The sequence below is a fragment of the Ectobacillus polymachus genome (assembly GCF_048159605.1).
GTDB lineage: Bacteria > Bacillota > Bacilli > Bacillales > Bacillaceae_G > Ectobacillus > Ectobacillus polymachus.
Map to the genome: position 1 here is coordinate 79,416 of NZ_JBLREB010000005.1, position 25,561 is coordinate 104,976.

20 protein-coding genes and 1 riboswitch are annotated in these 25,561 nt (G+C 37.7%); of the genes, 5 read left to right on the plus strand and 15 right to left on the minus strand.

Annotated elements, in window-relative coordinates:
• On the minus strand, positions 1-1,032 hold the full coding sequence (locus tag ACM5BR_RS16595; protein ID WP_416829144.1) for an AI-2E family transporter: 1,032 nt from the start codon (positions 1,030-1,032) through the stop codon (positions 1-3).
• A 137-nt stretch (positions 1,033-1,169) separates the two neighbouring features.
• On the opposite strand from ACM5BR_RS16595, the gene ACM5BR_RS16600 reads away from it, so the two are divergent.
• Positions 1,170-1,373, plus strand: a complete 204-nt coding sequence (locus tag ACM5BR_RS16600; protein WP_416829145.1) for a YczF family membrane protein — start codon at positions 1,170-1,172, stop codon at positions 1,371-1,373.
• Positions 1,374-1,406: 33 nt separating this feature from the next.
• Here the strand turns inward: ACM5BR_RS16600 and ACM5BR_RS16605 are convergent, their stop codons facing one another.
• From ACM5BR_RS16605 to ACM5BR_RS16615, 3 genes are read right to left on the minus strand one after another with little or no spacing between them, the layout of a single operon-like run.
• Positions 1,407-2,504: a GerAB/ArcD/ProY family transporter gene (locus tag ACM5BR_RS16605; RefSeq protein ID WP_416829146.1), complete on the minus strand. Its 1,098-nt coding sequence runs from the start codon at positions 2,502-2,504 to the stop codon at positions 1,407-1,409.
• Between the two features lie 16 nt (positions 2,505-2,520).
• A complete protein-coding gene (locus tag ACM5BR_RS16610) occupies positions 2,521-3,714 on the minus strand; it encodes a Ger(x)C family spore germination protein (RefSeq protein WP_416829147.1) in 1,194 nt (397 codons plus the stop codon).
• A complete protein-coding gene (locus tag ACM5BR_RS16615; RefSeq protein ID WP_416829148.1) occupies positions 3,686-5,242 on the minus strand; it encodes a spore germination protein in 1,557 nt (518 codons plus the stop codon). Before ACM5BR_RS16615 ends, ACM5BR_RS16610 begins: the two co-directional genes overlap by 29 nt.
• 197 nt (positions 5,243-5,439) lie before the next feature.
• Between ACM5BR_RS16615 and ACM5BR_RS16620 the strand changes: the two genes are divergently transcribed.
• The 3 genes from ACM5BR_RS16620 (at position 5,440) to ACM5BR_RS16630 (ending at position 9,980) form a co-directional block, all read left to right on the plus strand.
• Complete coding sequence (locus tag ACM5BR_RS16620) at positions 5,440-6,537, plus strand: AI-2E family transporter (RefSeq protein WP_416829149.1); 1,098 nt, start codon at positions 5,440-5,442, stop codon at positions 6,535-6,537.
• Positions 6,538-6,936: 399 nt separating this feature from the next.
• A complete protein-coding gene (locus tag ACM5BR_RS16625) occupies positions 6,937-8,673 on the plus strand; it encodes an ABC transporter permease (RefSeq protein ID WP_416829150.1) in 1,737 nt (578 codons plus the stop codon).
• A 14-nt stretch (positions 8,674-8,687) separates the two neighbouring features.
• Entirely contained in the window at positions 8,688-9,980 is a 1,293-nt protein-coding gene (locus ACM5BR_RS16630) for an ABC transporter ATP-binding protein (protein WP_416829151.1), read from the plus strand.
• A 39-nt stretch (positions 9,981-10,019) separates the two neighbouring features.
• On the opposite strand, the gene ACM5BR_RS16635 is transcribed toward ACM5BR_RS16630, so the two are convergent.
• The 5 genes from ACM5BR_RS16635 to kdpF all read right to left on the minus strand — a co-directional run bounded on the left by ACM5BR_RS16635 (position 10,020) and on the right by kdpF (position 16,907).
• Positions 10,020-12,359 carry a histidine kinase gene (locus tag ACM5BR_RS16635; RefSeq protein WP_416829152.1) on the minus strand — a complete coding sequence of 780 codons (2,340 nt, stop codon included), beginning with the start codon at positions 12,357-12,359 and terminating at the stop codon, positions 10,020-10,022.
• 115 nt (positions 12,360-12,474) lie between these two features.
• On the minus strand, positions 12,475-13,035 hold the full coding sequence (kdpC, locus tag ACM5BR_RS16640) for a potassium-transporting ATPase subunit KdpC (protein ID WP_416829153.1): 561 nt from the start codon (positions 13,033-13,035) through the stop codon (positions 12,475-12,477).
• A 21-nt stretch (positions 13,036-13,056) separates the two neighbouring features.
• On the minus strand, positions 13,057-15,090 hold the full coding sequence (gene kdpB / locus ACM5BR_RS16645; protein ID WP_416829154.1) for a potassium-transporting ATPase subunit KdpB: 2,034 nt from the start codon (positions 15,088-15,090) through the stop codon (positions 13,057-13,059).
• Between the two features lie 18 nt (positions 15,091-15,108).
• Positions 15,109-16,782 carry a potassium-transporting ATPase subunit KdpA gene (gene kdpA, locus ACM5BR_RS16650; RefSeq protein ID WP_416829198.1) on the minus strand — a complete coding sequence of 558 codons (1,674 nt, stop codon included), beginning with the start codon at positions 16,780-16,782 and terminating at the stop codon, positions 15,109-15,111.
• 47 nt (positions 16,783-16,829) lie between these two features.
• Positions 16,830-16,907 carry a K(+)-transporting ATPase subunit F gene (gene kdpF / locus ACM5BR_RS16655; protein ID WP_416829200.1) on the minus strand — a complete coding sequence of 26 codons (78 nt, stop codon included), beginning with the start codon at positions 16,905-16,907 and terminating at the stop codon, positions 16,830-16,832.
• Between the two features lie 532 nt (positions 16,908-17,439).
• Positions 17,440-17,581, minus strand: a riboswitch (cyclic di-AMP (ydaO/yuaA leader).
• 240 nt (positions 17,582-17,821) lie between these two features.
• On the opposite strand from kdpF, the gene ACM5BR_RS16660 reads away from it, so the two are divergent.
• A complete protein-coding gene (locus tag ACM5BR_RS16660; protein ID WP_416829155.1) occupies positions 17,822-18,196 on the plus strand; it encodes a Na-translocating system protein MpsC family protein in 375 nt (124 codons plus the stop codon).
• A 92-nt stretch (positions 18,197-18,288) separates the two neighbouring features.
• Here ACM5BR_RS16660 and ACM5BR_RS16665 read toward each other — a convergent pair whose 3' ends face one another.
• The 6 genes from ACM5BR_RS16665 to queG form a co-directional block, all read right to left on the minus strand.
• Entirely contained in the window at positions 18,289-18,924 is a 636-nt protein-coding gene (locus ACM5BR_RS16665) for a LysE family translocator (protein ID WP_416829156.1), read from the minus strand.
• Positions 18,925-19,091: 167 nt separating this feature from the next.
• Positions 19,092-20,267, minus strand: coding sequence for a sporulation protein YhbH (gene yhbH / locus ACM5BR_RS16670; protein WP_416829157.1), 1,176 nt, complete (start codon positions 20,265-20,267; stop codon positions 19,092-19,094).
• A gap of 328 nt (positions 20,268-20,595) precedes the next feature.
• The gene (locus ACM5BR_RS16675; protein ID WP_416829158.1) at positions 20,596-22,491 is read right to left on the minus strand and encodes a PrkA family serine protein kinase; all 1,896 of its coding nucleotides are present in this window, start codon (positions 22,489-22,491) and stop codon (positions 20,596-20,598) included.
• 335 nt (positions 22,492-22,826) lie between these two features.
• Entirely contained in the window at positions 22,827-23,315 is a 489-nt protein-coding gene (trmL, locus tag ACM5BR_RS16680) for a tRNA (uridine(34)/cytosine(34)/5-carboxymethylaminomethyluridine(34)-2'-O)-methyltransferase TrmL (RefSeq protein WP_416829159.1), read from the minus strand.
• 76 nt (positions 23,316-23,391) lie between these two features.
• On the minus strand, positions 23,392-24,276 hold the full coding sequence (locus ACM5BR_RS16685; RefSeq protein ID WP_416829160.1) for an amidase domain-containing protein: 885 nt from the start codon (positions 24,274-24,276) through the stop codon (positions 23,392-23,394).
• A gap of 57 nt (positions 24,277-24,333) precedes the next feature.
• Positions 24,334-25,467 (minus strand): tRNA epoxyqueuosine(34) reductase QueG, encoded by a 1,134-nt coding sequence (gene queG / locus ACM5BR_RS16690; protein ID WP_416829161.1) that lies wholly within the window; start codon positions 25,465-25,467, stop codon positions 24,334-24,336.
• Positions 25,468-25,561: the final 94 nt, after the last annotated feature.

The window sequence follows — 25,561 nt, forward strand, 5'->3', positions numbered from 1 at the left end:
TCATACCTTATCTGCATCTTTTTTCGTTTCTACATCTAAAATATCCAGTAAAAACATAAAAATAGGAATACCTATAATTAACCCCCAAATTCCAAAAAAATGCTCGGAAAAAATAAGAATGATAAACGTGTAGAACATAGGTAGATTTGTCTTACTTGACATAAGCTTTGGATTTAACACATAGCCTTCAAGCATATGAAGAACTGTAATCATAATAATGACGTAGACAACATACATTACCCCTCCTATCATGTATGCAATCGTACATAATGGAATTAACGAAAAGAACACGCCTGCAACAGGAATTAGCCCTAGAAAGAAAATCATAAGACCTAAGCCTATCAGCTGTGGAAAATGCATAAAAGACAAAGCAATGACGCTTAATAAACTATTCACAAAAGCAATCGCAAACTGTGCTTCTATCACTTTTCCGAAGGATCTGGCAAATCTTTCACCAAAATACTTTGTTTCTGTGTAGAAAACTGAAACCTTACTATGCTGAAAACGGTTGGTAAACTCTATAATTTTCGGTTTTTCTAACAGATAAATACAGCTTAAAACGAGTGAATAAAAGATAGAAAAGCCTAATTTACCAACATTTGTTGCATATCTGTACATATAATCAACAAATTGTGTTGTGTATCCAGACAGTCCTTCTTGCTTAATCGTTTCTATGATATACAGAACAACGGGATCATTGGGTGGATGATTATAAAACGTCGTTAATTGCTTTACGAGTTGTATAATTTGCGAGGTAACAACTGGTAAGAATTTATAAATCACAATGAATAATGCAAATGCCAGTGCGATATATAGTAAAGCCACTGTGAATTTACGATTTAGCGGGATAATTTTTTGAAGCCGTGATGAGATGAATTTATGTAGTCGATCCATTAAATAAGTAAAGATAAAGGTAAGTAAAATGAAATTTATCATGCTTCGTAGGCTGTACAAAAGGAGAGCTAAAAACAATAAAATTAAAATTCGTTGAAAGCCATAATTCTGGAGATATTTCCTTGTCCATGAGAACAATTGTTCATCCCGCCCTCTCTACCAACTAGTATTATATCATTCATATAAGTTATTCTTATTACACACCAATAACTATAAATGATTTACTGTATAGAAACAATAAATCTGTAAATAATAAGAAGAAAAAGGATACGGCTATGAAAACATTGCTTATATCTATCGTACTATCTGCCGGCATGCTTAGTTTAATTTTGTTATTGGATCTAGTGCAGCAACAACCGCTAACATACTTTCTACATTCCTTACTAGGTGCAATACATAGAATGGAAACAGAGGATTATATACTTGGTACTTTGTTTCTTCTTTCATTTGTGTTTATTACGCGAAAGCGGCGAAAATAAGGAAAGATACATAATAGAAGATACTTTAAATATCTATCGTGAAGCCAGTTTCTTTCGTATAATTGCAGTAAGCAGTAGGAGAAAAGGAATGATGATTTGAAGAGGTACATGTAAATAAAACGGAACAAACTTTAATCCTTCCTGAATATGGCTTTCATAATTTGAAGCAATCATAAGAGAACTAATCAGAATAATGATTCCAATTGGATAAATAAGTGTATTCGGTGTTGATACTCGAAACAAATCACTAATACCAATTATGGCACAAAAAAAGAAGACAGAAATTTTCACAAATCCTAATATAATCATCAAAATAATAACAAGTGACTCTATGCGTTGTATAAATCCAGCAAAGTTAATATAACTTGCTGTCGTTAAAACCGGAAAAATCGCTCTTTGTTCCACATCTATGCCCACTATTGCCATATGCCGCAGCGCATCATTTGCTAAAAGAATACCGCTAACCAAGATGCCAATTAAGCCCACTTTCCCTGCTTGATTTTTATTTTGTAAATAAGGCAATAGCATGGTAAATGTTATCATTTCTCCGAAAGGAACCGTTAGTGTCTTAGGAAATATTTGTTTAAAAACGGGCATTAACCCATCTCCTAAGATTGGCTTTATATTATCTAAAGAAATAATACCACTTATTACTTCTACTGTGATGATACAATATAAAATCATTAAGTACATGAAAACAATGATTCCAATCGATCTAACAAACACTTCAAAACCTTTATAAACCCCATATATAATTACAATTACCATACAAAGTCCAAGTATGAAAGTCGACTCTTGCACATATGCAGATACCATGAGCAGTTCTGAAAAGTCTCTTAGTAATCTTGATGCGATATACATGAAATACACGATATAGATGAATCCAACAATCCACCCAAGATACTTTCCCCAAATTTGGCGTACATATCCTGTAAGAGGAACAGTAGGGTATTTGTTAAACAACGCTACATAAGTAAGATAATTCACCATACCAAGCAATGCACTTATTAATAATACAATCCATGCATCTTGTTTTGCAGGGGAAGCAACATCTAACAAGGAGGCACTCCCCAGTTCAAACATAACAATTAAGAAAATAAACTGAGTACCACTTATTTTAATTCCTTTCACTTTACCATTCCTCTCATTAAAAATGCTTTGTAGTCATTCCTGTGTGTTCCAAATCCATTTCTACTTTTACTGCAACATTAGCTTTCGAAAATAATTCATTCCATTTTCCCTTTACTTGTTTCCATGTCTTCGGATCTGATCGATACAGCACTTCTCCAAATCCAAAAATATCACTATGTAGAGTTTGAGCTTCTTGTATAGCTTGTTCAATATTTGTTTTCATCACATTTTCAGCTCGTTTTTGAATGTCATTTATAACAGTTTCTTTCGATATATCTTCTTTACACAAAGCCTCACTTAAATATCCACTTATAAAAACATTAATACCAATATCCGGTACATCACGTTTCATTTCTACCTTGATTTTTCGATTCGAATGGCTTACTAAAATCGATTGATATTGCTCCTTACTACCACAAGGTATTGTAATATTCATTGTTTTTAACTTATCAGACAGAATTGGAATCGTTTTTACTTTTTCACCATCTAACCATCCAACCAATTTGCCATCATGAAAGATACCCATTCCGTTATAATACGTATGCGTACTTGTAATATGTTCTAGGTTACTTTTGGCTGAGCCAGTTTTTTTATCACCCTTTACACTTGCCCCACTTATTACAGGCTCACTGCCTGGACTTTTTAATTGAGATATTACTTTATATACAGTTACATTGTTGCCACCACCAAAAGTATCAGAAGTATTTTCCAATTTTCCTACAAGTGATTTACTCGGAATCTTATCAAACACAGGTATAATGTTAAGCAACTCATTAGCAGTTACATCTCGTGCAAGGATGATAGGAATACTCGTTCGAATTTTTGGTTCACGTTCGAATATATCCATGATTGGAGATATACCTTTTTTTGCAAGCGCTTCTCCTACTACAATTAAAGAAGTATGATAGTATAAATTTTTACGTGGTAATTTTAGTGCTGTTTCAACGACAGCTTCTGTTATCGTTTGACCGCTCCCTTTCACATTGAGTGCTGCTAAATCACTTGCACCAGGTGATACATTCGTAGGAACTCCTCGAGGATTTACAAATTGAAGCGTCACATCATATAATTTAGCTTCTTCGTTATAATCAATACCCATAGCTACAACAATTGCTAATTGATTTAACTCTTTATAATTGGAACAACCAACTAGAAAGCTACTTACTATGAGAAGGAAGATACTACTTTTTATTTTCCTGCTTAGGATCATTACGTATATCTCCTCGGGTTTTATTTTGAGTTGATGCAGGAGAAGGTCTTTGTTTTAGCAAACTTGGTAAAGAAAGACGAATAAATACATCTTTCAATTCATTTATTCTTAATGGCGAGAGTGGGGCCATATACGGAACTCCAAATGAACGTATACTACACAAATGAAGGACAACAGCAAGAATGCCTAGAATAATTCCATACAATCCAAGAAAGGCAGCAAGTAATAAAAAGAAAAATCGAAAGAGACGAGAGACCGTTGCCATGTTTTGATTAGGTATCGTGAATTTTGCCAGCCCTGTAATGCTTACAATAATGACAACAATTGCTGAAACGATGCCAGCCTGTACAGCAGCTTGCCCTAGAATAAGGGCACCAACAATTGATAGTGTTTGTCCAACTACTCGAGGCATGCGAATACCCGCTTCATGCAAAATTTCAAAAACAAGTAGCATGACAAACATCTCTATAACTTGTGGAAACGGAACTCCTTCACGCTGCAGAGCTACACTAATAAGTAACAGAGTCGGTATAAGACCTTGATGATGCGAAACAAGAGCTATGTAGATAGCTGGCAGGAATGTCGAGATAAAAAAAGAAAGAAATCGAAGGTTACGAATAAAGGTGGATATATATTGATTTCCATAATAGTCTTCAGAGATTTGAAAAAATTGAATAAAGGTTGCTGGGCCTATTAACACAAAAGGAGTACCATGAACAAAAATCGCAATGCGCCCTTCTAATAAATTCCCAATTACTACATCGGGCCGTTCAGTGTTTAGTAAAGTAGGAAATAGATTGAGTGTATCGTCACGAAGATAGCTTTCTATATATGCTGATTCTAATACACCGTCAATATCGATTTGTTTTAAACTCTTGTTTACCTTTTCAACTATTTCATTATTAGCTATCCCTTTGATATACATAAGTCCAACATTTGTTTGTGTTTCTTTACCGATATTGAATGTCTCGAGGCGAACATTAGGACTTTGCAATCTACTGCGAACAAGAGCTACATTCGTTCCATAATGTTCAGTAAAGCTATCCTTAGGTCCGCGAATGACTGTTTGTGTGCTTGATTCTGTTATTGCACGTGCCTCTATCTTAGTTGTATTAACTAATATTGCCTGGTTCCATCCGTTTATAAATACTGCAGTATCCCCAGCGAGAATGGCGTTACTTACATCCTTCCAATTCTCACCTATTTTTACATTTGAAGCTGTAATAGCTTGTTTCATTTGCATGAAAGCCTTTTGTAGATTCTTACATTCTATTTGCACGGAAAGTAAAGGTGAAATGACTGTTCGTTCGATGTGTTCTTCATCGGATATTCCTGAAATATGTACAACTACAGCGAATTCCTCTTCTCCCTTCATTGTAATCTTTCGAGTAATAATATCTTCACTATCACCCATAATGGTCTGTAACATTTCCATATTGGTATCCATTTGCTTCTGCAAGGGAGAAGTAGCTAAGCTTTTGTTTAACTCATTTTTGTTCTTATGTACACGACGAGTATGAAAGTTCAATTTTATTTTCACCATCCAAAACTTAGGTTACTTACTCTCTAGATTTCCACGGTTTTAATCCTTTTATGTAATAAACTTTCGTATTTCGTCCCATATAACAATCTCCCTCTTGAAATATGAAAAAGAAGTAGTTGATTTCAATTTGATTTGTTAAGCTTAAGCTTAGATTTAATAATTTGTGAAATGAAGGTGAGAGCATGCCCCAAACGAAATTGTTCCGAATTGGTTATGGAATTTTACTCATTTTCCTTATTATTTTTGTAGGAACAAAAATTAATTTTATTTTCCATCCCATTGGCGTCATCATTCAAACTCTATTTACTCCGTTTTTAGTTGCTGGTGTCTTGTACTACTTATTTCGCCCATTAGTTTCTTTTCTAGAATCTAAAAAAGTAAACAAATCTCTTGGAATCCTTCTTATTTATTTTGTAGCAGCTAGTATTATTTTTCTTATCGTTTATAACCTCGGTCCTATTCTGCAAAAGCAGATGACCAGTCTCATAGATAATACGCCTTATTTATTAGATTCTGCACGTTTGAAAATAATAGAACTACAACATGATGAATGGCTTAGCCGTTTTCAAACAAATGGCAAGTTAATCAATCTAACGGATCAAGTATATAAGTATCTATCCTATAGCTTAGCGAACATCGGAACAAATGTTGTGAACTTTATCGGTCTTATTACAAACATTGTAATGGTTTTGCTTATGGTTCCGTTTATCTTGTATTACATGCTAAAGGAAGGGGAAAATATTCCAAAACTAATTGTCCGTTTCCTTCCAAAATCACAGCGTGAAAATGGATACCAAATATTGCTTGATTTGGACAAAGCGCTTAGTTCTTATATTCAAGGACAAATTTTTATAAGTATGTGCGTAGGCATTATGCTATATATTGGGTATGTTATTATTGGCATCGATTATTCACTTGTTCTTGCCGTTGCCGCTATGCTAGTAAATGTTATTCCTTTTCTAGGACCCTTTATTGCTAGCGTTCCTGCTGTTATCGTTGCAATGCTCATGTCACCTGGAATGGTTGTAAAAGTATTGATTGTTGTAGTTATTGCACATCAAATCGAAGGAAATATTCTCTCACCACAAATTATGGGTCGCTCCTTATCCATTCATCCGCTAACGATTATTTCATTGCTTCTCGTTTCAGGCAGTCTTGGCGGTGTTCTTGGACTCATACTAGCTATTCCAATCTATGCGGTTTTAAAAGTGATTGTCCACCATGCATTCCGTCTGTGGAAGCTTCGCAAGGATCAGAATGTTAATGGCCATGTAAAGTAATATTACAAAAATGTAAAGTCATAATGATTCACATAACTATTCAGGACAAGAATGTTAAAATAGAATCGCCAAACTATTATTGTAAAAAAGATAAAGTGAAACTTCCCTCGGTGGGGGTTTTCTTTCCCACCGAGGGTTAGCCCGACCAATCGGACTTTTACGGGCAGCCCTACTCCACTAAGTATTCGATTTCTCTAATCCTTGAAGTTGGAGTCTTACTGCCCGTTAAAGCGGGATAAAAATCCTACATAAAGTGAAGCTTTCCTTAAGTAAGGGGGTTTCCCCCTTTTAAGGGGTATGAAAGATTTGTCTTTACATTAGAAATGGACTAATCATCAATTCTGTGTATCCTTCGCCCATACAATGTACACACCTTGATGAAACAAGGAGGAAAGCAACGTGAAAGCAGCCTTATCATCAACGAAGCAAGAAAAACGATTCAGTTGGGCTGATATCGTAGTGCTATTATCTATCTTCGGATTATTGTATCTATTTATTCTGTTAGGAAAAGGAATGAAAGTACCTTTCACTCCTCAACAAACAATCGACATTAACTTGTCCCCTGCTTTCTTACCCTATTATGCAGGTCGCTCCTTGCTGCGAATGTTTATAGCCTTTGGAGCTTCTCTACTTTTCACATTAGTGTATGCAAAGATTGCTATTATGAATAAATGGACAGAACGTATTATGATTCCTATCATTGATGTTTTGCAATCTGTTCCAGTTCTTGGATTTTTATCTGCAACTGTAGCTGGATTTATGGCCTTATTTCCTAACAGTCTTCTCGGTGTAGAATGTGCATCTATTTTTGCAATTTTCACAGGTCAAGCTTGGAATATGACACTTAGCTTTTACTATTCCTTACGATCTGTACCTAAGGATTTATCTGAATTTACGAAAATGAGTCAATTAAGCCCTTGGATGCGCTTTACGAAGTTGGAGCTTCCTCATGCGACCATTGGACTCGTTTGGAACAGTATGATGTCATTTGGCGGCGGCTGGTTTTTCCTTGCGGCATCCGAATCCATTTCTGTTTTAAATAATAATATTCAATTACCTGGAATCGGCTCTTACATGGCAACTGCCATAGCTGCCGGTGATATGAAAGCTATGTTTTATGCAATTATGACAATGATTATTCTTATTGTCTTGGTCGATCAATTATTTTGGCGCCCTGTTGTCACTTGGTCACAGAAATTCCGCAATGAACAGACGGCTTCTGTTTCAACCCAAACCTCTTGGGTCCTTACTATTATTACACGTGCTAATTTTGTAAAAAAAATGAGTGATCGTTTTGATGAAGGACGAAAGGAATTACTATACCGAACTCGCAAAACATTAAATAAAGATAAACTTCCCTCTCTGCCAAATATTATTAAAAAGCCAATAGTAAGTCGTATAGTTGGTTCAATTATTTTTCTAGTAATTATCATTTATGTCGGGGTCTATTCTATTCAAGGTGTTAAATATATTTCATCACTAGGTCTAAAAGAAATGATGCATGTTGTGGGTCTTGGCTTATTAACAATGGGACGTGTCATTATATCGACTGCTCTCGGAGCATTATGGACAATTCCTGTAGGCGTTGCAATTGGATTTAGTCCACGTTTATCTAGAATTGCACAACCAATTGTCCAAGTCCTATCTTCATTTCCAGCAAACATGGCATTTCCTTTCTTAACGATTCTTTATGTAAAATACAATGTCAATTTTGAAATAGGTGCCATACCTCTGATGATGCTAGGTACGCAATGGTATATTTTATTTAACGTAATTGCTGGTGCAATGGCAATTCCGTCCGACCTTCGAGAAGCTTCAAAAATGACAAAATTATCTACAAGAAAGAAATGGACAACTCTTATTCTTCCAGGTATTTTCCCTTATCTTGTAACCGGAGGGATTACTGCTAGCGGTGGGGCTTGGAATGCCAGCATTGTAGCAGAGATTGTCTCTTGGAAACAAAATACTCTCGTAGCTACTGGACTTGGTTCTTATATTACTCAAGCGACAACAGCAGGAAACTGGCCGCAAATTATTTGGGGGATTTTCGTTATGGCCTTACTGGTCGTAGTAGTGAATCGCTTTTTCTGGAGAAAAATGTATCATATTGCAGAAACGAAATATCATCTAGACTAGAGGAGGAAGGTCATATGTCTCTCATTAAAGTACAGGATGTAACAAAGCTATATGAAAAAGAAAAATCGCAAAACAAAGTTGTGTTGGAAGATATTTCACTTGATATTCAAGAAGGCGAATATGTTAGTATCCTAGGTCCTTCAGGATCTGGAAAATCAACATTATTACGAATAATAGCTGGTCTAGTTCCCCCTTCTAAAGGAATCGTGCAATATAATGGAGAAACGATCCATAATATCAATCCTGGATGTAGTATGGTCTTCCAATCCTTCGCACTTTTTCCATGGCTAACAGTAGAGGAAAATATTGAACTCGGTTTAGAGAACTCTAATTTATCTGTAAAGGAAAAGAAAGAGAAGGTCGATGGAATCATTGAAATGATCGGGTTAGAAGGTTTCGAAAATGCCTATCCGAAGGAGCTATCTGGCGGTATGCGCCAACGCGTAGGAATTGGCCGAGCACTTGTAATGGAGCCAGACATTTTATTAATGGATGAACCGTTTTCTGCACTAGATGTACTGACTGCCGAAAACTTAAAAAATGATATTTTAGACCTTTGGTATGAGAAAAAAATCCCGACAAAATCTATTATTATGGTTACGCATAGTATTGAAGAAGCTGTATATATGTCAGATCGAGCTATTGTTCTATCACGTGATCCTGCTCACATTATTGCAGATATTTCTGTCATGCTTGAACGGCCTCGAGATAAAGAAAATCCAATGTTTGCAAGCATTGTCGACCATTTATACTCTCTTCTTACTCGAAGAGAAAAGAATATCACAGAAAAGAAAAATACGAATAAATGGCCACAAATCCCTTCTACTGTACCAGGCGGAGCGCTTGCAGGATTTCTTGAGTTGTTGCAAGATTTAAATGAAGATACAATCGATTTGTATAAGCTAGCTGGAGACGAACTTATGCTAGACCTAGAAGACTTCCTTCCACTCGTTGACTCTGCAGATTTATTAGGTTTTACCAATACAATGAATGGGGATATATCCTTAACAAAAATTGGTTATCAATTTGCAGAAAGCTCTGTACAAGAACGAAAGGATTTATTTAAACAGCAAATTTTGGAACGGATTCCGATGATGACAACCATTGTAAATGTACTACATTCAAAAGCAAACAAAACAATGAACTGGGAGTTTTTCATTGAGATTTTGAACCAGCATTTTAATGCCGAAGAATCTGAGAAACAACTGGACGCTCTTATCGACTGGGGGCGCTATGCAGACTTATTTGATTATGATGAGGATACAAATCAACTGTTTATCGGAGATTTAGATGCTGAAGACGAATAGGATAAAGAGGAAGCTGGCTCTCTATTAGAGTCAGCTTCTTTACGTTTGTGAATGATGATCAGAAACAACTAATACATCCATATGCCGGACCTCGCGCAGTAAACGTTGGACAATAGATCCGGTTTTAATTTCTTCCCATCTGGTTCTAGCAGACTGACCAATAATGACTTGCGTTGCCTCTTTGGCATCCATTTGATAGGCAAGTTCACTAAATACATGCCGACGATCAGCAGCCGTGTACAGTTCAAATGTTCCACCTAATCGTAGTGTAAGCTGCTGAATACGATCTAACACTACCCTTTCTTCCACTGATAACTCATGATCCTTCACGAATGCTACATACCAAGTCGCCTTAAGACGATATGCAATGCGAAATCCTCTGCGTATTAATCGTTCACTATCTGGGCGTAAATTTACACACACAAAAATGACTTCTTGTTGACGCCAAGGCCCGCGAAGTGTACGTGTACGTTCCCAAGCTTCTAGACGTTCATCGACATCATCTGCAATTTCTCGAAGTGCTAATTCACGGAGTGCAATCAGATTTCCCTTCTGAAAAAAATTCGCCAACGCCTGTTCAATTTTCACCGTTTCATAAATATATCCCTCACGCATCCGTTGCCTAAGGGCATTAGGAGAAATATCAATTAATTCTATTTCATCTGCCTTACGTAGCAAGCTATCTGGGACTGTCTCCCGCACTCGTATACCCGTTATTTGTTCTACACTATCATTTAAGCTTTCTACATGTTGTATATTCATAGTTGAAATAACAGAGATACCCGCATCCAAAATCACTTCTACATCTTCATAACGCTTTCTTCTCTCGCTTCCTGGTACGTTTGTATGAGCTAGCTCGTCAACTAGAACAACCTCTGGATTTCGTTTAATAATCTCAGCTGTATCCATTTCTTCAAGAATCGTGCCTTTATACGAAACTTTCTTTCTCGGAATGACTTCCAATGTTCCAATTTGTTCTAATGTTTCTTTACGACCATGCGTTTCGAGTAATCCAATAACAATGTCGATTCCCTTTTTTTGCAGTACATTCGCTTCACGAAGCATTGTATATGTTTTTCCAACACCAGGTGCAGCCCCAACATATACCTTTAATGTACCACGCTTTATTTTTTGAATTTCACTCTCTAATTCCATTTGAGTGAGACGACGATATGGATCCATTTCTTTCGATACGGTCTTTGCTGGAATCACACGTTCCCCGCCTTGTTTTGCGCGATCTGCAACAATGAACACATCTATATTTCTCGCCTTTCGCAAAATCTTATTTACAATTGAGCCGTAGAAAATTTCCTCTAAGCGTGTGCGTTTCGATTGTCCCATAACAATCCTTGTCGTACTTTGTGAGGTTGCATATGCTACAATTTGTTCAGCAACAGTTAACTTGCTATCAATCGGTATTTCTTCAAATGCTCCTCCTACCTTATCCACTAATTTCATAATACTATGCTTAAAGGCTTGCTCATCCTTCGACAGTTTTTTGTTTCGCGGCTGAAAGGATACAACTCGCAAATCCCCACCTAGTCGTTTTGCAATTTGCTGACCGCGCCGAATTAAAATCGATCCATTCCAATAATACTGCACCATTACTACAATTTTTTCAGAAGCTCCAGAAGCTCCAATCATCCCATGCTGTACTCGATACTCATCAAGTGTTTCATTTACTTCACTAGCAAAGAAACGTAATGCTAATTCCCGCAGCACGGCTAAATTACTGCGCTGAAAAAAATGATCACGACCTTTGCTTTCTTCATGCTTTTGTTCAATCGCACCTTCCTGTAAACGAGTAAGGATAACTTCTGGTGTTACATCTAGTAGCTTCACTTCATCTGCTAAAGCAAGTGTATTTTCAGGTATAAAGCAATCTACTTTCATGTTTTTCCCCATTAGCTTTCCTGCTTCATATCCCACTCCCTCTAGTTCATAAATATTAAAAGTAGTAATCACACTAATCTTTTTACTTAATAAAACATTTATATCATCTAATCGCGTTAGATTAGGAGCTCCAGGACGATTATAATGAGACAATGCATCTACAAGCACCACTTCTGGATTACGTTCAATAACCGCATTCACATCAATATCTTGGTATATTTCGCCGTCCTTTTCCCATGCAATAGCTGGAATGATTTCTAAGCACCCGATTTGTTCAGTTGTATTCGGTCGATTAGAGGCACTTACAATGCCAATGACAACATCTACTCCCTTTCGTTTTAATGTATTGCCTTCTTGGAGCATATGATATGTCTTTCCAGATCCACTCACAGCGCCTAAAATAATTTTCAAGTACCCTTTCTTTATTTTTTGTATGGATTTTAAAATCTCTTCAGGTGCCTTCCTCCGAAATTGTTCTTCGCTCATACATATCCTCCTTTCTTCTTTGAATTACCACAGCTAGTCTATACGAAATGGACCGTAAGAAAAATTAGTTACGGTCCATTTCATACTGAAAAGCTATATTTCTATCTCTTTTCAATTATTTAATTTTCTGTAGTAGCATGTTTAATTCCAACACGTTCACACGAGGCTCACCAAACAATCCAAGCTGGCGTCCCTTTGTATGCTGCGTAATCAAAGAAAGTAATTGATCCTCTGCAATACCAGTTTCCTTTGAAATACGCGGTACTTGTGCTTTCGCTGCTTCAATTGATAAATCTGGATCAAATCCAGAACCAGAGGTTGTCACTAAATCTGCTGGAATCACTGTCCCTATATTAGGATTCTCTTGTTTTATTGCATTTACCTTATCCGCAGTTGTTTTTACATAATCATTCGATGCGACTGCTGCATTTGTTGCTGCAGATGCAGTAGGATCATAATTTGCAGCAGAAGCTCGTGGATGAAACAATCCTGGACCTTTCACATCTTGTGCTAGTAACGAGGACCCTATAATCTGACCATTCTGGCTAACAAGACTTCCTTCGGCTTGTTTTGGAAATAAAACTTGCGCAATGCCCGTTGTAACGAGTGGATACAATAATCCACATATAACCATGAATACGATAGCTGTTCGAAGCGCAACAAATATTGATTTCACCATTTATTCCTCCTCTATTCCTCAGACTAGATGCAATGAAGCGACAAGCATATCGATAAGCTTGATTCCAATAAACGGTACAATAACTCCACCTAATCCATAGATTAACAAGTTACGGGAAAGAAGTTTATTCGCGTCCATTGGCTTATATTTTGCGCCCTTCATTGCTACAGGAATGAGAAGGGGAATAATAATAGCATTAAAAATCAATGCCGATAGTATCGCAGATTTTGGTGAAGCTAATCCCATTACATTTAAAAATTGCAATTGCGGAATTGCAAGAATGAACAGCGCTGGGATAATTGCAAAATACTTAGCAACGTCATTTGCAATAGAAAAAGTTGTTAAGGATCCCCTCGTAATAAGCAATTGCTTACCAATAGCAATAACGGAAAGTAATTTTGTTGGATCTGAATCCAAATCAATCATATTTGCCGCTTCCTTAGCAGCCATTGTACCAGAGTTCATTGCTAATCCTACATCTGCTTGTGCAAGAGCAGGAGCGTCATTCGTACCATCACCTGTCATGGCTACAAGCTTTCCTTGTTCTTGTTCTCTTTTAATCGCAGCAATCTTATCCTCTGGCTTCGCCTCTGCAATAAATTCGTCTACACCTGCTTCTTTCGCAATAGTAGCTGCCGTTAAAGGGTTATCACCTGTACACATAACCGTTTTGATTCCCATTGCTCGAAGTTCATCGAACCGTTCCTTTAGTCCTGGTTTAACAATATCCTTCAAATAAATGATGCCGAAGATTTTATCATTGATTGCTACTGCAAGAGGAGTACCTCCAGCCTTTGATACGGCATTTGCTTTTTCATCGAGGTCTTCTGGAATCGTACCTCCTTTTGAAACTACATATTTCTTAATTGAGTCTACAGCACCTTTTCTAATTTCAATCCCGTTATTTAAATTTAAGCCGGACATACGTGTTTCTGCTGTAAATTCTATAATTTCTGCATCTTTATATTCTGATTCACTCCACTTCATGCCTTGTTTTTGTGCAAGTTCTATTACAGACCTTCCTTCCGGAGTATCATCCTTTACAGATGCCTTTACCGATGCCAACGTTATTTCAGACTGTGAAACGCTAGCAACGGGAATAAATTCATCAGCCAACCGGTTTCCAAACGTAATCGTTCCTGTCTTATCCAATATCATTGTATCAATATCGCCGGCAGCCTCTACTGCTTTTCCTGACATCGCTAACACATTAAATTGTGTCACACGATTCATCCCTGCGATTCCAATAGCTGAAAGTAGTCCACCAATCGTCGTTGGAATCAGACAAACGAGCAGTGCAATTAACGTCGCAACATCTAACGAAATATGCAAATAGCCGGCAATAGGGACAATCGTCATAATCACAATTAAGAAAATAAGTGTCAGTACTGCTAATAATGTCGTTAAGGCAATTTCATTTGGCGTTTTCTGACGAGCAGCCCCTTCTACAAGTGATATCATGCGATCAAGAAATGATTCACCGGGATCAGTTGAAATTTTAACGATAATATAGTCTGATACAACTCGTGTACCGCCGGTAACAGATGAAAAATCACCGCCAGCTTCTTTAATAACAGGTGCCGATTCGCCTGTAATTGCAGATTCGTCAATGGAAGCAAGGCCTTCAATAATTTCCCCATCCGACGGTATAATTTCTCCTACATCTACTCGTACGATATCTCCTTTACGTAAAGATGTAGAAGGTACCTCGTTATACGTGCCGTCCTTTTGTTGTAGTCTTGCCTTCGTTTCCGATTTTGTTTTTCTTAATGTATCAGCTTGGGCTTTCCCGCGCCCCTCCGCCCATGCTTCTGCAAAGTTAGCAAATAGAAGGGTAAACAAAAGAATAAGAAAAACAGAAACATTATATCCTCGTCCGACCGAACTCTCACCAAAAATGGTAGGATTTATAGATAAAATGAGTGTGATGAAAGTACCAATTTCCACTACAAACATAACGGGATTCTTTAGCATGATGAGTGGATTTAACTTCTTAAATGAATCGAAAATGGCCTGTAAAACCATACCGTTTGATTTATTTTCTGTATTCATCTTATATCCTCCTTACCCTTAGTGGAACATTCCCAAATGCTCAGCAATTGGACCAAGTGCGAGAACAGGGAAAAATGTGAGCGCACCTACTACGACGATAATTACGATTAGAATCCCGGTAAACAAAGGTGTGTCAGTGTGAAATGTTCCAGTCGTAGCCGTAACTGCTTTTTTCGTTGCAAGTGATCCTGCTATTGCTAACATTGCGATAATTGAAATATAGCGGCCAAACAGCATAACTAACCCAATCATAATATTATAAAAGTTAGTATCAGCAGAGAGGCCCCCAAAAGCAGATCCGTTATTAGCAGCACCAGACGTAAACGCATAGAGCACTTCAGACACACCATGGTATCCTTGATTTAAGATGGCTGAAACAGACTCTGGACGCGAAAAGGCTAATGCCGTTCCAACGAGAATAAGCGTTGGATGGATTAAAATCGCAATTGATGCAAGCTTAATCTCTTTTCCTTCTATTTTCTTTCCTAAAAATTCAGGTGTACGACCAACCATTAGGCCACAAATAAAGACTGCCAAAATAACGTATAACAATCCATTTAGAAGACCGACCCCTTTACCGCCGAATACATTGTTAAGCATCATTTCTCCTAAAGGGACGAGGCCTCCCATTGGCGTCAACGAATCATGCATATTATTAACAGCTCCGGTTGTTGCTCCCGTTGTGACTGCTGTAAATAATGCTGATTCTGATATACCAAAACGAACTTCCTTCCCTTCCATATTTCCGTTTATACCGAGTGCATGCAAGGCAGGCGTACCATTATATTCGGCAACAAAAACAATCGTCAGAAAAGCAAGAAACATAATCCCCATTGCTGCAAACACGGTCCAGCCTTGCTTTTTGTTTTTAACCATGACTCCAAACGTATAAACAAGTGCTGTTGGCAAAAGCAGCATACTTAAAATTTGAAGAAGATTTGTAAGTGGCGTTGGGTTTTCAAATGGATGTGCCGCATTCGTTCCAAAATAACCGCCGCCATTCGTTCCTAGATTTTTAATTGCTTCTAACGTTGCAACTGGTCCTCTCGTAATGGTCTGTTTCGCACCTTCTAATGTTGTAGCATCAACAGAACCATGAAGTGTTTGCGGTACTCCTTGAAATACGAAAAACAATGCAATGATAAAGGATAATGGTAGAAACACACGTGTAATAGAGCGAACGAAATCAACATAGAAATTCCCTAAATTATCTTTCTTGGCAACGAGTCCTCGTATAAAGGCAATCGCCACTGCAAATCCAGTTGCCGAAGAGGTAAACATCGGAAATGTAATAGCAGCCATCTGCGAGAAATAGGAAAGAGCATTTTCCCCTGAATATGCCTGCCAGTTCGTATTGGTCATAAATGAAATAGCTGTATTAAATGCCAATGCAGGTGGCATATTATCAATTTGTTGCGGATTAAGCGGCAAATATTTTTGTACCCGCAAAATGCCATACAAAAGCAGTAACATAACAAAATTACAAAGAAGCATGGCAAGCAAATATTTCTTCCAGCCCATTCTTTCTTCTTCCTTGACACCGATAAGCCGGTAAATACCATGTTCTACAGGTCCAAAAATACGGTCAAGCCCTGTTTTTTCATAGTCGAACACTTTTACAAGGTATGTCCCTACTGGTTTGATAAGCAGTATTGCAATAACCAAAGTGACAATAACTTGAATCAGTCCCATTGTCATATTTTCTTTCCTCCCACTATTTGCTTAGCTATTGTTACAATTTAAAATTTTTCTGGCTTTATTAGCACATAGAGTAAATATCCAATCATGACAACTCCAATTATTCCAGGTATAAGCATCTTCGAAAGCCTCCTCAAGCTTTTTCAGTAAAAAGCGTAAATCCCCAAAGGACAGTAAATGAGACTACTAACAATAAGATTGTTACGAAATCATTCCACATTATAATTCTCCTTTTCTTTCTGCATAGCTTTATCATACATATTATTGCTGTTATGGAACATTATAGTTAAGTAAAATTTTCCAACAACTAGCTTTCATTCAATTCGAAACAGGTTTTAAGAATATTTCCTTCTCACATTACGAATAAAAAATAGACCAACATTTACTTATCTTCATATAGAGTAATAAAGAGATTAGAAGGAATACATTCTATACTCCGGACATATAGAATCCCTCTTCATCTTTCCAAACTCTAATAATGAAAAAAAGTATACGTTGGTCTACCTAACGCCCAGCAAGTTATACAACCTCTTTGCGTTCTGTCTCCCTATACAGATCATTTTTTGGAAAAACAAAAAGACCGGCATGCATGTAATACGGGCATCTTATCGTTACATACAATAAAAAGCCGCTACTAAAGACGGTCTATCGACCTCCTCCACTTTAGCCTACGAAGTTAGCTGACGGGTAGGATGGTGAAAGAGTACTAGCATCCTTTCTACAAATAGTAGAATTAACCCCAAAAAATTGGTTCCTCCGCTCTTGGTTTCCCAAGACTAAGCCCTTATTTAGTTTTGTTTTACGAGTTGATTATACGACCCAATTTTTTACTTGTAAAGAGGAATATTAGAAATATATTGTAAATACAGTGTAAATTAACCTTCAAAAAAAACGTACTTTACAAGCTACCGAGAAATACGTATTATGAAAAGAAACTTACGGTTGAATCGCAGAATCTGGAAAATAATAAGGCATATAGGTAAATCCTACAGCCTCTTCATAGCTATTTACCTACTTTTAGGAGGAGAAAAAGTTGGGGAAATCAAAGAAAAGACTAGAAGCAGATCTCAGTGAAGCTTTTATCAAATTTCAACGAGAACTAATTGGCCGCGGACCACAGGAAGCTAAAACTTATATTATTGAAGATATGGTTATTATTCGCTTTAAAGGGGTATTGACGGTAGAAGAAAAACACCTCGTCCATGATGAGGCTGGAAGACGTCTCGTCAAAAAAATGCGCCAAGTTTTACGTGAAATGTATAGCAATGATTTGGAAAGAATTGTAGAAACATATACAAATAGCAAAGTCATTACAAGCCATAGTGACACAAGTACGAAAACCGAAGAACGTATGGAAGTATTCATAATGGATCAAAATATCGAGAAGATGTTTGAAGGGAATGCTTGATCACTTTAAATAAAAATACATTAAAAAACAACCTAAGTCCGAAAACGAGCCCAGATTGTCTTGTAATTTTTAATCTAGCTTCTAACGAATTACTAGAGAAGCTGTGAAATTCCAACTATGCTTTTATAAAAAAAGTAAACAGAAAATCCAATTAAAATAAGCCCAGCAATAATAGAACTCCATTTCATAAACGTTGCATTAATAAAGTTTCGAGTTACTTGAATAATAGCCAATAAACCAAGATCATGAACTAAAATTCCTGTTAAAATACCTGAAGCAACTAATAAAAAAGTATAGGAATTCACATGGCTTAAAGAAGCAGCAAGTACCGTTCCGAATATACCCAACCAAAAAATAAGATTCGCTGGCGAAATCGCAATCATAAACCCATTTGCATACGATTTTAAGAAAGATCTCTTTGGAGCATCATCACCTAAAGCTATATCGTGGTTTGCATTCTTTATACTATCCCATCCGATGTATAACAAAAAGAGAAAGCCTAATACCCACATTACTAACTCTATTACAGGATTCGTTAAAAACGATGAAAATCCAAAATAGATTAACAATATCATAGTGAAATCAATTGTCATACCACCAATTCCTACTAGCCACCCATGAAAAAAGCCATTCTTTAACCCTTGCTTCGTCATCTCTACCGTCATTGCACCTACAGGCAGAGATAATGATATGCCTAAAATGACATATGTAAAATAAGTTGTAAACATATAACTCCCCCTTATCAACAAACACATACAAACTATGTATTTATATAATAAACATACTATATTTATACAAATTCTACAAATAACTACAAGATCTTATTGTTTTTTATCTCCATAAAAAAATCTTGTGTATGCATGAACTGCATCACAAGATTTTCTTATAATGACTTCTAACTGCTTTTCTCCGCAGCCTCCTGCCGAAAGAAGCTTTTCATTGCATGAAAGACATCTGCTTTTTGCTTTAAAATATAGTAGCGAAACTTCTCATCTTCAATATTTTTATATGCGGACATCAGTGTAGAGTGACGATTGTACTGGTTCACTTCCCCATATCCAAACATATTGCTTATCTTCATCAGATCTTTGACAAATGATACACAACGCGCATTGTCTGATGTGAGGTTATCACCGTCTGAGAAGTGGAAAGGATAAATATTGTAGCGAGCTGGAGTATATTTGGATTCAATGAGTTCTAGTGCAAGCCGGTATGCTGAGGAGCATATGGTTCCGCCGCTTTCTCCTTTTGAGAAGAAGTCTTCCTCTGATACAACCTTAGCTTCTGTATGGTGTGCAATGAATTCGATGTCGACTGTTTCATACTTCGTTCGTAGAAACCGTACCATCCAGAAAAAGAAGCTACGGGCCATATATTTTTCCCAGATTCCCATCGAACCACTCGTATCCATCATCGCGAGTACGACGGCTTTTGATTCCGGCTTTAGCACTTCATTCCACGTTCGGAATTTTAAATCCTCAGGGTGAATGGGATAGAAGGATGGTTTCCCTGTCATTGCATTCCGCTTGTATGCAGTTAGCATCGTTCGCTTTTTATCGATATTTCCCATTAGCCCGGTTTTACGAATATCATTAAATTCAATATGTTCTATTTTGTTTTCATCCGTTTCCTTACGTTTTAAATTCGGTAATTCTAGCTGATGAAAGAGAGCTTCCTCTAGCTCCATAAGTGATACTTCTGCCTCATAATAATCCTCACCTGCTTGATCACCAGCTCCCTGCCCTTTACCTGCACCCTTTTGCTTACCGTTTCCGGTTCCATCACGAGCCACAACATCTCCAACTTTACTATTGCCGTTCCCTTGTCCTACATGCTTATTTTTATCATAATTATAGCGAATTTTATATTCATCCAATGAACGAATGGGTATTTTTACAACGTCCCTGCCGTTTGACATGATGATGCTTTCTTCCGTTATTAAATCAGCCAGATTATTTTTAATCGCTTCCTGTACTTTTTCCTTATGACGTTGTTGATCATCATGACCTTTTCTATGGAGGGACCAATCTTCGCGAGCAATCGTGTAATTCTGTTTACTAGTATCGGTCATTCTCTGCCCTCCTTTTCCTCATTAAAATATGAGCAGCATATAGTCTCTATCAAGCTTTTTGATTAAATATAATTCACACTTTCCTACTTCTTTGCATAACGTATTGTGTCGGCTTTTTTTCATTGATGGTTGATTACTCTATCTTATGCGGCATGCATAAATAATTGACAACTATTTTGTAGAATACATAGCTTGTTTTTTTCCGTTTTTAAGCAATGTAATCCTCTATAATCTCTCTTTCTAGTATCGGTATTAAAAAAAAACGGCGAAAAAGGGAATCTTCGTTCCCTTTACGTCGTCATTGTATCTAGATTGAAGGGTAAGTAGGTTATCGGTTCAACAAACTTCCTACATAGCGCAGAAGTTCATTAGCAGAAGTGGAGTTGTAGCCGTGTTCATCGATGAGGCGAGCGACAACTTCATTAATTTTCTTCAGTTGACTTTCATCCGGTGTCTTAGAGGAGGTTGTAATTTTTACGACATCCTTTAAGTCGGCAAATAATTTTTTCTGAATGGCTTCGCGAAGACGTTCGTGGGAATTATAATCAAATCTCTTTCCTTTACGTGCATAGGCGGAAATCCGGATGAGTATTTCTTCTCGGAACGCCTTTTTTGCGTTTTCCGAGATGCCAATTTGTTCTTCAATCGAACGCATAAGCTTTTCGTCTGGATTCATTTCTTCTCCGGTTAATGGATCACGAAGCTTTGCTTTGTTACAATAGGCCTCTACATTATCTAAGTAGTTATCCATTAACGTTTTTGCAGATTCCTCGTAAGAATAAACAAAGGCTTTCTGCACTTCTTTCTTTGCGATATTATCATATTCCTTACGGGCAAGCGAAATGAAATTCATGTATCGTTCTCGATCTTCATTATTAATGGATGGATGCTGATCCAATCCATCTTTCAAGGAGCGTAGTACATCGAGCGCATTAATAGATGGAACCTCTTTTCGGATAATCGTAGAAGAAATCCTGTTAATGACGTAGCGGGGATCGATACCTCCCATTCCCTCATCCTGAAATTCGCGTTGCATCTCCTCTACATCAATGGTATTGAATCCTTCTACAAGTTCTCCATCATACAAACGCATTTTCTTCATTAAATCAATATCTGCCCTTTTCGGTTCCTTTAAACGAGTTAAAATTGTAAACATCGCAGCAACACGAAGGGTATGAGGAGCAATGTGAACGTCTGAAACATCGCTATCCCGAATCATTTTCTCATAAATACGTTCTTCCTCGCTTACACGTAAATTGTAAGGAATCGGCATAACAATAATACGCGAGTGCAGCGCCTCATTCTTCTTGTTGGCAATAAACGAACGATACTCGGTTTCGTTCGTATGGGCAACGATCAATTCATCAGCAGAGATGAGTGCAAACCGGCCCGCTTTAAAGTTTCCTTCCTGCGTTAAAGATAGCAAATGCCAGAGAAATTTCTCATCGCACTTTAGCATTTCCTGAAATTCCATCATGCCTCGATTTGCTTTATTAAGCTCGCCATCAAAGCGGTAAGCACGAGGATCAGATTCCGATCCATACTCAGCAATGGTAGAAAAATCGATACTTCCTGTTAAATCAGCAATGTCTTGTGACTTTGGATCGGATGGACTAAAGGTACCAATTCCAACTCGGCGATCTTCTGAGAAAAAGATGCGTTCAATCAAGACATCTTCAATATGACCATTGTATTCCTTCTCAAGCCGCATTACATTTAAAGGCGATAAATTCCCCTCAATCCGAACTCCATACTCCTCATGGAAATCTTGGCGTAAATGCTGCGGAATAAGATGAAGTGGATCTTCATGCATAGGGCATCCTTTAATGGCATAGACAGCACCTTGATCGGTTAGCGAATAGGCTTCAAGCCCTCTTTTCAACATCGTAACTAGTGTAGATTTCCCACCGCTTACGGGACCCATTAGTAGTAAAATCCGTTTTCTTACATCAAGACGCTTTGCTGATGGATGAAAATATTCCTCTACAAGTCGCTCTAAGGCATCCTCTAACCCATAAAGCTGATTACTGAAAAATTGATATTGCTTCTTACTATCCATTTCCGCAATCCCGGCATCTTTTATCATATTATAAATTCGAGAATGTGCTGTTTGCGCTACTTGAGGTCTTTCTTTTACAATTTCTAAATACTCTGCAAATGTTCCTTCCCATTTTAGCTGCTGTTCTGCTTCTCTATATTGCTCAATCTTTTTTAAGATGTCCATTGCTAGCCCTCCCCATCTTCTTGTTACAAAAAGGATTATTATAAACTATGCGAGGATGTCCCGAAACATTCGTAGGAATACATATTGCCAAAATCTTGAAGTTTATGAGACAATACAGTTGCAATAAGGCTAGCAGTACTGGGAAGATAACCAAAAGGAGGAGAACTACTATGAAATTCATTCTAATTTTATTGGTAATTATCGTCTTTTTAAGCGCAATCTTCACAGCAGGCTTTAACGACAAACCTAAATCCAGATTATAATTGCATAGTAAAAGAGGATGCCTCTATAAAATAGAAAGGGCATCCTCTTTGTTTTTTGAAATTTATTTATTCTTAATAGGTAATCTTCTCATCTAATCCCGGATAGTTCTGTTGACGCAGTGCTTCGTAAACGAGAATTGCTGCAGTATTTGATAAATTTAATGCGCGAACCTTATCGGTCATTGGGACACGCAAGCAATGATCAAAGTTTTCTTGAATAACATTAGCTGGCAGACCATTTGTTTCTCTGCCGAACACAAAATAGATATCCTTGTTTACCTCACTATAATCAAAGGACGTATGCGACTTTTCTCCGTATTTCGTTAGAAAATATTTATCTCCCTCTGGATTCTTTTCAAAGAATTCTTCTATGCTATCGTAATATCTCACATCAACGTACTGCCAGTAGTCAAGACCAGCACGTTTTAGCATTTTATCATCGGTTGAAAAGCCCAACGGACGAATTAAATGTAAAACCGTTCCTGTTGCTGCACAAGTACGGGCAATATTTCCTGTATTAGCTGGAATTTCTGGTTGAAACAAAACAACATGTATACCCATTCTAATTCACCTCTACCTTTCTCTACATGGTATTATAACACTTCGGCTTAAAATGAGAAAAGGTGAGGCATAGGAATCACATGTTGTCTATAATATGAAAGAACTTATATTTCATTCGCGGTGTATACTTACTAGAATCCTTATAGGCCCAATACCTACGGCGGCTATCGGCAGAATGGGCGTTCACTAGCGGCATACCGTTAGCATCTTTAGCCGTCACAATAGTCGTATGATTCCAGCGACCATCGTTTTCAAAATCATAAATAATAATATCTCCTAGCTTCAATTCTTCCGCGGTTTCTACTATCCTTGCTCGGAGCCCTTGGGTATTTCGAGATAAGTACCCATGAAAGGAATGTGCAACTGCCCAGCTATAGCTCCATTGATTTTGGCTTTGCCACCATCCGCTTCCAACATTTGGGTACCCCTTCATCGGCACTTCTCCAGCACGTAAGCATTGTGAAATATAGTTCGTACAATTGTCTTGAAAATTTTTGTATGCTGGATTTCTTCCATTCCACCATGCCTCTGCATATTTAACAGCCTCTAGACGATTATAGTTATATGGCTGCTTTCCTTTCGTAATTTCACGATTTAATTCTTCAGAAGGCACTTCCATCTCCGGCTGATGAAGAAACTTATCTATAATAGGAAGAAAATTACCTAGAATAAGGATTCGATCCATCTTCTCTTCTTCCACATACATAAGGGTGTTTTGCTTAATAAAGTATTGAATATGCAAACTATATTGAATTTCTTTTCGATCTCCTACTGTCAATTCTCGCACAGCTGTAACTACAACATTACACTTAACTACCTCTGCATTTCTCTCCTGCATCACTTCTTTTCTTCGCTTTACAATAGCTAGTAAATCAGCAGGCATATCCTCCGATTCATCATTTCCTGTCACTGTCTTTAAAAACTTTTGCATTAAAGCCCGTAATTGGTCCTTCACATTCACTCGTGCTTCCCCCCTTACCTATTACAATATGATAAGAGGGTTGTACCATAACCATAATTATTGTGTTAGCAAATCTATTCCCTTTTTCATCTCAAGCCGGACTTGTTCATTCGTCTCTCTTTCCTTAGCCTTTACAATATCATCCAATACATTCCGCTTTCCAATTTTCCCTAGCGCCCAAGCTGCAGTTCCACGCATGACAGGACGAGGATCTTCCTTCATCACACGCAGCAAATCTGGTATAGCCGATTCATCCTTAAAATGCGCCACCGCCAAAATGGCATTGCGTTGAATTGGTTTCTTTCCACGCCACGAGCCGGACATACTCCCGTACTTTTCTTTAAACTCACGGTTACTTATAGTGAGAAGAGGCTTTAGCAACGGCTTCACTAGCTCCGGATCTGGCTCCATTTCAGGATGAACATGAAAATCAATCCCCTTATTCTTCGGACAAACCGCCTGACATGTATCACAGCCGTACAACCGATTTCCAATAATAGAACGGAATTCATCCGGCATGAAATCTTTCGTTTGCGTCAAAAAACTAATGCATCGCTGGCTGTTAAGTTGTCCTCCTTGCACAAGTGCGCCAGTAGGACAAGCCTCTACACACTTATTACATGATCCGCACTCATTCTCAGCCTTCGTATCAGAAGAAAACGGAATATTCGTTATCATTTCAGCTAAATAAAGATACGTTCCGAATGTAGAAGATAGGATTGCACAATTTTTCCCGCTCCAACCGATACCTGCCCGCTCTGCAACAGCCCGGTCACTCAATTCTCCTGTATCTACCATTGATACGATTTGAGCATCTGGCACTCGCTCTCTAAGAAATACTTCAAGCTGCTCTAATCGTTTTCGCAAAATGCTATGATAATCCTGTCCCCACGAAGCACGGCAAAATATCCCGCGGTATGCTCCTTTTTTACTTCGAGGTGCATTCGCAAGCTTAGACGGGTAAGCTAACCCAATTGCAATGATTGACCTAGCGCCTGGTAGAAGCTTCTCCGGTTCGGTTCGTTTTTCGATATCTGGTTCTTCAAATCCAGACCGATACCCTAGCTCCTCCTGCTGAATCAGTCTTTGCTTTAATTCTGCAAAAGGAGAAGCGCCTGCAAACCCGATAGCATCGATCCCTATTTCCTTACTATATACAATAAGCTCCTGCTTCAATTGTTCCGCATTCATTCGCGTCCTCCCACAGACTAGTTCTACTTACACTTTATTTTACAACAATAAAAAACGCAATATCCCGTTTAATCTAAGAAACGGAACACTGCGT

Bases quoted from the DNA above. Each gene is read 5' to 3' on its own strand.
- ACM5BR_RS16610 (WP_416829147.1), bottom strand. From the start codon at position 3,714: ATGATCCTAAGCAGGAAAATAAAAAGTAGTATCTTCCTTCTCATAGTA.
- kdpB (WP_416829154.1), bottom strand. From the start codon at position 15,090: ATGAATACAGAAAATAAATCAAACGGTATGGTTTTACAGGCCATTTTC.
- ACM5BR_RS16620 (WP_416829149.1), top strand. From the start codon at position 5,440: ATGCCCCAAACGAAATTGTTCCGAATTGGTTATGGAATTTTACTCATT.
- ACM5BR_RS16675 (WP_416829158.1), bottom strand. From the start codon at position 22,491: ATGGACATCTTAAAAAAGATTGAGCAATATAGAGAAGCAGAACAGCAG.
- queG (WP_416829161.1), bottom strand. From the start codon at position 25,467: ATGAATGCGGAACAATTGAAGCAGGAGCTTATTGTATATAGTAAGGAA.
- yhbH (WP_416829157.1), bottom strand. From the start codon at position 20,267: ATGACCGATACTAGTAAACAGAATTACACGATTGCTCGCGAAGATTGG.
- ACM5BR_RS16635 (WP_416829152.1), bottom strand. From the start codon at position 12,359: ATGAGCGAAGAACAATTTCGGAGGAAGGCACCTGAAGAGATTTTAAAA.
- kdpF (WP_416829200.1), bottom strand. From the start codon at position 16,907: ATGCTTATACCTGGAATAATTGGAGTTGTCATGATTGGATATTTACTC.
- ACM5BR_RS16665 (WP_416829156.1), bottom strand. From the start codon at position 18,924: ATGTTTACAACTTATTTTACATATGTCATTTTAGGCATATCATTATCT.
- ACM5BR_RS16600 (WP_416829145.1), top strand. From the start codon at position 1,170: ATGAAAACATTGCTTATATCTATCGTACTATCTGCCGGCATGCTTAGT.
- kdpA (WP_416829198.1), bottom strand. From the start codon at position 16,782: ATGGGACTGATTCAAGTTATTGTCACTTTGGTTATTGCAATACTGCTT.
- ACM5BR_RS16630 (WP_416829151.1), top strand. From the start codon at position 8,688: ATGTCTCTCATTAAAGTACAGGATGTAACAAAGCTATATGAAAAAGAA.
- trmL (WP_416829159.1), bottom strand. From the start codon at position 23,315: ATGGGTATACATGTTGTTTTGTTTCAACCAGAAATTCCAGCTAATACA.